At 67.9% G+C, this 7599-nt stretch carries 2 protein-coding genes; one reads left to right on the plus strand and one right to left on the minus strand.

From position 1 onward, the window contains the following. Positions 1-17 precede the first annotated feature (17 nt). A complete protein-coding gene (locus tag ACCAA_RS16230; protein ID WP_186408297.1) occupies positions 18-5642 on the plus strand; it encodes a CHAT domain-containing protein in 5625 nt (1874 codons plus the stop codon). A 125-nt stretch (positions 5643-5767) separates the two neighbouring features. Here the strand turns inward: ACCAA_RS16230 and ACCAA_RS16235 are convergent. Further along, positions 5768-7599: sensor histidine kinase (locus ACCAA_RS16235; protein ID WP_222104814.1), on the minus strand; the 1832-nt coding region annotated here is incomplete at its 5' end.

Below are 7599 nucleotides of genomic sequence, written 5' to 3' on the forward strand. Positions count from 1 at the left end.
AACCGGGAGGAACTACCGTGAGCGCGAATCAGAAGAAGAACACCCTTCGTCTCAATGGCAAGGAAAGCACCCGTCCCGGACTGTGGCTCGCGGGGCTCGGCCGCGACGCCGGACTTTTCGGCATGGTCAGCGAAGCGAAGGCCTTCGATCTCGTCCCGAGTGGTCGACGCGGCGGCATGGAATCGCCGATCGACACCGAAATTCCCGACGACGCACTGGTCGAAGTAGAATTCGACAACGGCGCGCGCTTCTGGACCACCGGCAAGGACCTCCGCGACCGCCTCATCCCGCCGGCACAGCGCAACGCCCGCGCCCTCCTCGCCGACGACGACGCACCGTGGACGCTCCCGGACAGCCTGGACATCCCCAGTGGACGGCGCGGCCTTATCGGCAAGCTCACCCTCAAGGCCCTGCGCTGGGTTGGCTTCGACCCGGTCAAGGCCGGGCGCGATGTCACAATCGAGTTCGCCCAGACCCGCAGCGTTCCCACCGAAGGCCTGTTCCGGCTTGGCGACGACGGAGTCGTCGGCGCCCCGCTGACCGAGCCGATACCGGACGGCGGGCCGGTGCTGATCCTGCTCCACGGCACCGCCTCCAGCACGCGCGGCAGCTTCTCCAAGTTCTGGCTGCGCCAGGGCGAAAACTGGTCGACGCTGCGCAAGCGTTTCGGCGAACGGATCTACGCCCTCGAACACTGGACGCTCACCCGCAGCCCGATCGATAACGCTCTCGCCCTCGCCCGTCTGCTACCGGCCAAGGCTTCGGTCAGTTTCATCTCGCACTCGCGGGGCGGGCTGGTCGGCGAGCTGCTCTGCCTCGACCCGCAGACGATCGACCTCGGCGGCGCCATCGCCCGGCTCGACGCCCAGCAAGCAACCTCCAGTGCCGACAAGGAGGCCATCGCGCAGCAGATCACCGACTTCAAGGCCCTGATGGCCGAACTGGGCAAGCGCCCCGAGCTGCGCATCGAGCGCTTCGCCCGCGTCGCCTGCCCGGTGCTCGGCACCAGCCTCGCTGGCGACAAGCTCGACAACTGGGGTTCGCTCCTGGTCCTGGCCGCCATTGCCGACGAAATGATGCGCAGCGACAAGCGTGGCTTCGCCATCGATGATCTGGCCGGTCCGCTCGTCAAACTCGGCCTCGACACGCTAGGCGAAACGGTGGCCGGCATCCTGGCCAGCCGCAAGAAGGCCAGCGAACTGCCCGGCCTGCTGGCCATGATGCCCGGCTCGGCCGTGGTTGCCCTGATCAACGCCAGTCCCGGTCGCGGCGAACTCTATGCCGTTGCCGGCGACGCCGAGCCCGCCGAGGGCGACTGGCTCGCCGACATTCGCTTCTGGCTTGCCGATCGCTTCTACGAACGCGACCACGACCTGGTAGTCGACACCCGCGCCATGCTGGACGGCCCGCAACGCGCTGCCCGGCCCGATGGTGCGCGCTGCAAGGTGATGTTCCGAAGCGGCAGCGACGTCAATCACTTCAGCTATTTCGGCAACGCCGACAGCGCCCGCGCGGTGGCCGCCGCGCTCACCTTCGCGCCCGAGGCCGACAGCCTCTTCCGCAACTATTACGGCACCTGGCCGCTCGGCGACCCTGCTGCCGACGGCACGCGCGGCCTGTTCGGCCCGCGCCCGGTCGACGACCCCGCGCTCAGGGACGCGCGCGGCATCGTAGTGATCGTTCCCGGCCTGTGCGGGTCGGAGCTCAAGCAGGGCTCGCGGGAAATCTGGGCCAACCTGCTCGCCCTCGCCGGTGGCGCCTTCACCGAAGATCTCGACATCAGCAACGGCAACATCAACCCCGGCGGTCCACTCGTCGACAGTTATCTCGCGCTCGCCAACGCCCTGCGCCAGCGCGGCTACCGCGTCGCGATGCACGGCTACGACTGGCGCAAGCCGATCGTCGATGCGGTCGGCGGGCTGAACAAGGCGCTCACCGGTGCCTTGGCCGACGGCAAGGAAGTCGGTAAACCGGTGCACGCCATCGTGCATTCGATGGGTGGAGTGCTGATCCGTGCCGCGCTCGCCAGTGACCCGGGCCTGTGGACCGCCTGGTCCAGCCAGCCCGGCGAACCCCGTGTGGTGATGCTCGGCACGCCCAACAAGGGTTCGCACGCGGTCACCCTGCTGCTTACCGGACGCGACAAGTTTTTCCGCCAGCTCTCGTTTCTCGACCTGCGTCATTCGCAGGCGGAGCTGCTCAAAACGGCAATCCAGTTCCAGGGCGTACTCGAACTCCTGCCGGTCGATCCCAACGAAAATGGCGACGAAATCCGCCGCGCCGAAACCTGGACGAGCTTCAAGCAGGGCGATGCGGGTGCCGACTGGCCTGAACCGCCCGCCGACGTCCTGGCCCGTTCGCGCACGGTGTGGGACGACCTCGCCAAGCACGACCCACTGATCGGCGACGAACGCCTGATCTACGTCGCCGGCATCGCCCCGCAAACGCCGGTCAAGGCGCGGGTCATCGACGGTCGCTTCGAGCTGCTCAGCACGCCCGCCGGCGACGGCCGGGTGCCTTGGGCAAGCGGCATCCCGCAGGTCTGCGCCGACAAGGGCCGGGTCTATTACGTCGATGCCGTGCATGGCGACCTACCCAAAACCCGCGAAGCCTTCGAAGGCTACATCGACCTGATCGAACGTGGCAGGACCGACAGGCTGCCGGCCAGCCCGCACCTGCCGCGCGGCGCGAGCGCCGAGGCGTTGACGCCCTACGACACCGGCGACGCCGCGGCGGCTCTCTACCCGACGCGCGGCGACCTGCTCGCCGCGGCCACCGGCGGCTCGGCCACGCCGCCCTCGCGCCGAACCCGCAGGGACACCTGGCAGGCCCGCGTGCGGGTGCGCCACGGCGACCTGCTGTACGCCGATTCGTCCCTGCTGGTCGGCCACGGCTGGGGGGCCAACACTCTCGAATACGCCGAAAAGCTGCTCGACCAGGCCCTGGGCGGACGGCTGCAGAAACGCGTCGATGCCGGCCTCCACCCCGGCGCGCTGGGCACCTACGCCTTCTTCCGCAAGCATGCCGACGAGCCTTTCACCCACGGCGCCATCGTCATCGGCATGGGCCGCATCGGTCAGCTCTCGTCCGGCCAGCTTTCGCTCGCCGTCTCGCGCGCAGTCGCGGCCTACGCTATCGAGGAACTAGAATGGCGGCAGTCGGGCGGCACCGAACCGCTTGCCGACCCGCTCTCGCTCGCGGTGAGCGCGCTGCTCATCGGCGCAGGCGTCGGCGAGCTCACCTTGCAGGATTCCGTGGCCGCCATTCTGCGCGGTCACCGCGACGCGCGACACCGGCTGCGCGAAGCCGGACTCGAATCGCGGGTGCGGCTCGATACGCTGGACTTCATCGAAATCCTCGAAGACCGCGCCATCCAGGCGCTGCACGCCGCGCGCGACGCAGTCGAGTTCGACGCCGCGCTGCGCCCCGCGTATTTCGTCGAGGACAAGCTCACGCCGCACAAGGGCGCGCGCCGCCGAGCCTATGCGTCCTCGGAAGAAGGCCTCTGGCAGCGCATCGCGATCAGCACGGTCGGCGCCGACCAAGGGCTTGACCCGAAGCTGCTCTTCGACGCCTATGGCGACCTCGCCCGCGCCGAACGGATGGTCAATGCGGTGCCGCTCCAGGACATCGAACGTTTCACCCAAAGCCTGATTACCACCGAGCAGGACCAGGAGCAGGTCGGCAGCGCGCTGTTCGAACTGCTCGTCCCCAACTGGCTGAAGGATCAGGCTCCCGACCGCCGCCGCGCCCAGCTCGTCCTCGACAAGACCGCCGCCTCCTTCCCGTGGGAGCTCCTGCGCGACCGCGCCACCGAGCACGACAGCGACGGCAGCAAACCACTGTCGGTGCGCAGCGGCCTGATCCGCCAGTTGTCGACCGGCACCTTCCGCCAGAACGTGCGACGCCCGACGGGCTTCAACGCGCTGGTGGTCGGCGATCCCGACAGCGGCGAGTGGTCACGCTACCTGCCGCGTCTTGACGGCGCCCGGACCGAAGCACAGCGAGTCGCCAATCGGCTCGGTGAGGCCGGCTACGGCGGGCCCGCCCCGCTCATCGGCGCCGATGCGCGCAGCATCCTGCTCGAACTTTACCGCGAGGACTGGCGCGTCCTGCACCTATCCGGCCACGGCGTGTATCTCGAGGACATCCCCGCGACCGCCAGCATCCCGGCGCGCAAACAGGCCACGGGCATGGTGATTGGCGGGGGCAACCTGCTCACCCCGGCGCACATCGAGCAGATGCGGGTCGTACCCGATTTCGTCTTCCTCAACTGCTGCACGCTCGGCCGGATCGAATCGGACAGGCAGCTTCCGCAAGGCGCCCGGCCCGGCAATCCGCAACTTGCCGCCAACCTCGCCACCCAGCTCATCGAGATCGGTGTGCGCGGCGTGATCGCCGCCGGCTGGAAGGTGCTCGACGATGCCGCGCTGCTTTTCGCCGACACCTTCTACAAACAGTTCCTCGCCGGCAAGAGTTTCGGCGACGCGGTGCTCGACGCCCGCGGGGAAACCTTCGAACGCTACCCGTCGAGCAACACCTGGGGCGCCTACCAGTGCTATGGCGATCCGGGCTTCGTGCTGCAACGCAAATCGCCTGCAAGCGACAACAGGTCGGGACCGACCGAGTACCGTTACGTCTCCGCGAGCGAAGCCTTGTGCGAACTCGAACGCCTCGCGCTGCGCGCCAGCAGCGACCGCCAGATTGACGCCGCCATGGCCGGCACCCTGAAAAATCATGCCAACCCCCTCCTCGCCTTGTGCGAACAGCGCGGCTGGATCGCACAGGGCAACGTGCTCGAAGGCTTCGCGCGGGTGATGGGCGAATACGCCGAGCACGACAAGGCCATCGCCTTCTACCGCCGCGCGCTGGCGGCGCCCGACGGCAGCGCCAGCCGCAAGGCAGAGGAACAGCTCGCCAACATGCTGACCCGCAGCGCCCAGCGTGTAGCGGCAGCTCGCGACAAGGCGGCAGGTGAAGCAGCACTGGCCCTGCTGGACGAGGCCGAAGCGGTGCTCGGACTGGGTTCCGCCCGGCGCTACGCCAACCCGGAAAGGTGCAGCCTGCTCGGCGCGATCGGCAAGCGGCGCCTCGCCTGCGCCCTGCAATGCGGCACCGACTGGCCGCCCGCCGAGCTGCTCCAGACGCTCGGTACCATTCAGACCAGCTACGCTGAAGCCGAACGCCTTGCCGTCGAGACCGGCGTGCCGCGCTACTACCCCGGCCTCAACGCCGACCAGGCCGCAGCCCTGCGCCTGCTCGCCGGCGATCTGGACGAGGCGGCGCGCGCAGCGACTGAAGCCAGCCTCGCCGCAATCGATGCCGAGCTCGGCCCCGACTTCAGGCCGACGGACTTCTGGGGCCGTGCCGCACCGAGCGACCTGGCCCTCGCCCATTGGCTGTTCGACGTCGCCAGCGGCAAGGAGGGCGACGACCTCACCGCCAAGATCGTGGCCGACAGCTACAAGGCCCTGATGACCGCGCACGCCAGCGAACGCGAGCGCGAGTCGGTGGTCTCCACGCTCTACGTCCTCAAGCTGGCCGCCACCCGCATCGCCGGCCTGTCGAGCGTCAAGGAAAAGGGGCCAGCGAAAAAGGCCAAGGCGGGCCTCGCCGCCATCCACGAGGCAATCGCCTCATGAACGACGGACAGACCTGCCGAAATCAGCGCCCAGGCGCCTTTGAACAGGCCGATCACCGGTAACACCACCAGTGTGGCGAGAATCAGGATCGCCCATCGTTGAATCGCATACCGACGCGGGGCTGCTCAGGAGTCCATTGCCTTGGCCAGGGCAACGCGGATCGTCGTCCCCTGCCGGGCAACGCTGCTCACGGTCAACTCCGCGCCGATCAGCGTCGCCTGTTCACGCAGACCCGCCAAACCATAGTGCCCCGGATACGTCGCATCGGCGTCAAAGCCAAGGCCGTTGTCGCTGATCGTCAGCGTCGCACCGTCGCTGCCGGGATGAATATCGAGGGAAACCGTCACCCGCGTCGCACGGGCGTGCCGTTCGACGTTGCGCAGCGCTTCTTCGGCAATGCGAAACAGCGTCTCGGCGCGTTCGTCGGCGAAGGCCCCAATCGACGCGTCGCTCGTGTAGTCGACCGGAATGCCGCTACGCTCCGAAAAACGGCCAACGAAATCGTCCAGCGCCGCCGCGAGTCCAACGTCGCGCACCGGGTTGAAGCGCATCGCCGCGATTGCCGCGCGCGCTTCCTGCAGGCCCTCGTGCGCTGCTTTCTCGGCACGTATCAATTCCTCCGCCATGGCCTCGGGGTGGCTGCTCCATAGCCTCTTCAGAAGCCTCACCTCGCTGAGCATGGCCATCATCGAATGGGCCAGCGTGTCATGCAGGTCGCGAGCGATCTTCAGTCGCTCGCGGACCACCGCCGCGTAGCGCTCCTGCTCGGCCAGACGTTCGATTTCACGGGTGCGTGCGATCACCCGCTGGTCGAGCTCGGCATTCAGCGCCTGCAATGCAGCGCGCTCCCGCTGCAGCCAACGCAGCAACTCGTTCAGCGCCCCTCCCAGGCGTGCCGCTTCACTATGCCCCGGCGGCACGCTGATCTGCTGCGTAGCCCCGCGGCGGACCGCTTCGGCCGAGCGTGTGATGGCGTCAAGGTCACGCGTCACACGACGCGCCAGGAAAACGCCGAGCAGCGCAGCGAGCGCTCCCAGGCCGAGCAGGACCGCGGTGATCTGAATCTGCATCAGGCGGTCACCCTGCCCGGCGTACTGCACCGGTTGCAAGACGACGACCCGCCAGCCGAGCGTATTCAGGACGTCGCCGGCTGCCGGGCTGGCATGGGCAACGAGATAGCGCTTGCCGTCCGCCAGCCGCTCGACGCGCGCCGGATGAGCAGCGCTGTTAGCCACCACGTCTCCCGCAGGCGCGGCCACCGCGCGCTCCGGTGTGTCGCCGGGAACGCCCAGGCGCTTGCCTTTCAGACCCTCCGATCCGATCAGCACCACGCCATCGCGGTCCAGGAGCAGCGCTTGCGTGCCCGCCACGCCGCGCAATTCCTCCTGCATACTCTCGGCAAAATCGAGCAGCCATAACACGCTCAGCCGTGTGCCGACCAAGCCGACCGTCTCTCCCTCGCCATCGACCACCGCCGCGATCAATCCCACGAACGGGCCCGAGATCCCGGCTGCGACTCCGGACAGCGTCTGCTTCAACATCGGCAGCAGACGCACCTCGCCCTTTTTTGACCCCTGCCGTCCAAACACGAACCATTCGCGGTCGGCGACGTTGGCACCTTCGAGCGAACTGTCGGTGGCTACCAGCACGCGGCCTTGCGGGTTGGCCAGCGCGATCGTCTCAAACTCGGGAGACGCCTGCTGCAGGTTACCGAGCATTCGATGCAGAAGCGCCTGATTGTCGTCACGAAGCTCGGCCCCCAGCATCACCGCCAGCGCCTGCACCGAACGCACGCGCAGCGAAAGGTTGAGGTTCAGGTCAGCGATGAGTCGATCGGCGGTTCTGTCCAACTGGCGGCCGCGCAGGTCGATCAGGTCGCTGCGGACGATTTCCCCAGCAGTTCTCATTTCAAACCCACGCAAGGCGGGTGTTGGCGTAGGTTGGCGCACGAGGATTG

Origin of the sequence: Candidatus Accumulibacter aalborgensis, from assembly GCF_900089955.1 — a bacterium.
Classification (GTDB): Bacteria; Pseudomonadota; Gammaproteobacteria; order Burkholderiales; family Rhodocyclaceae; genus Accumulibacter; species Accumulibacter aalborgensis.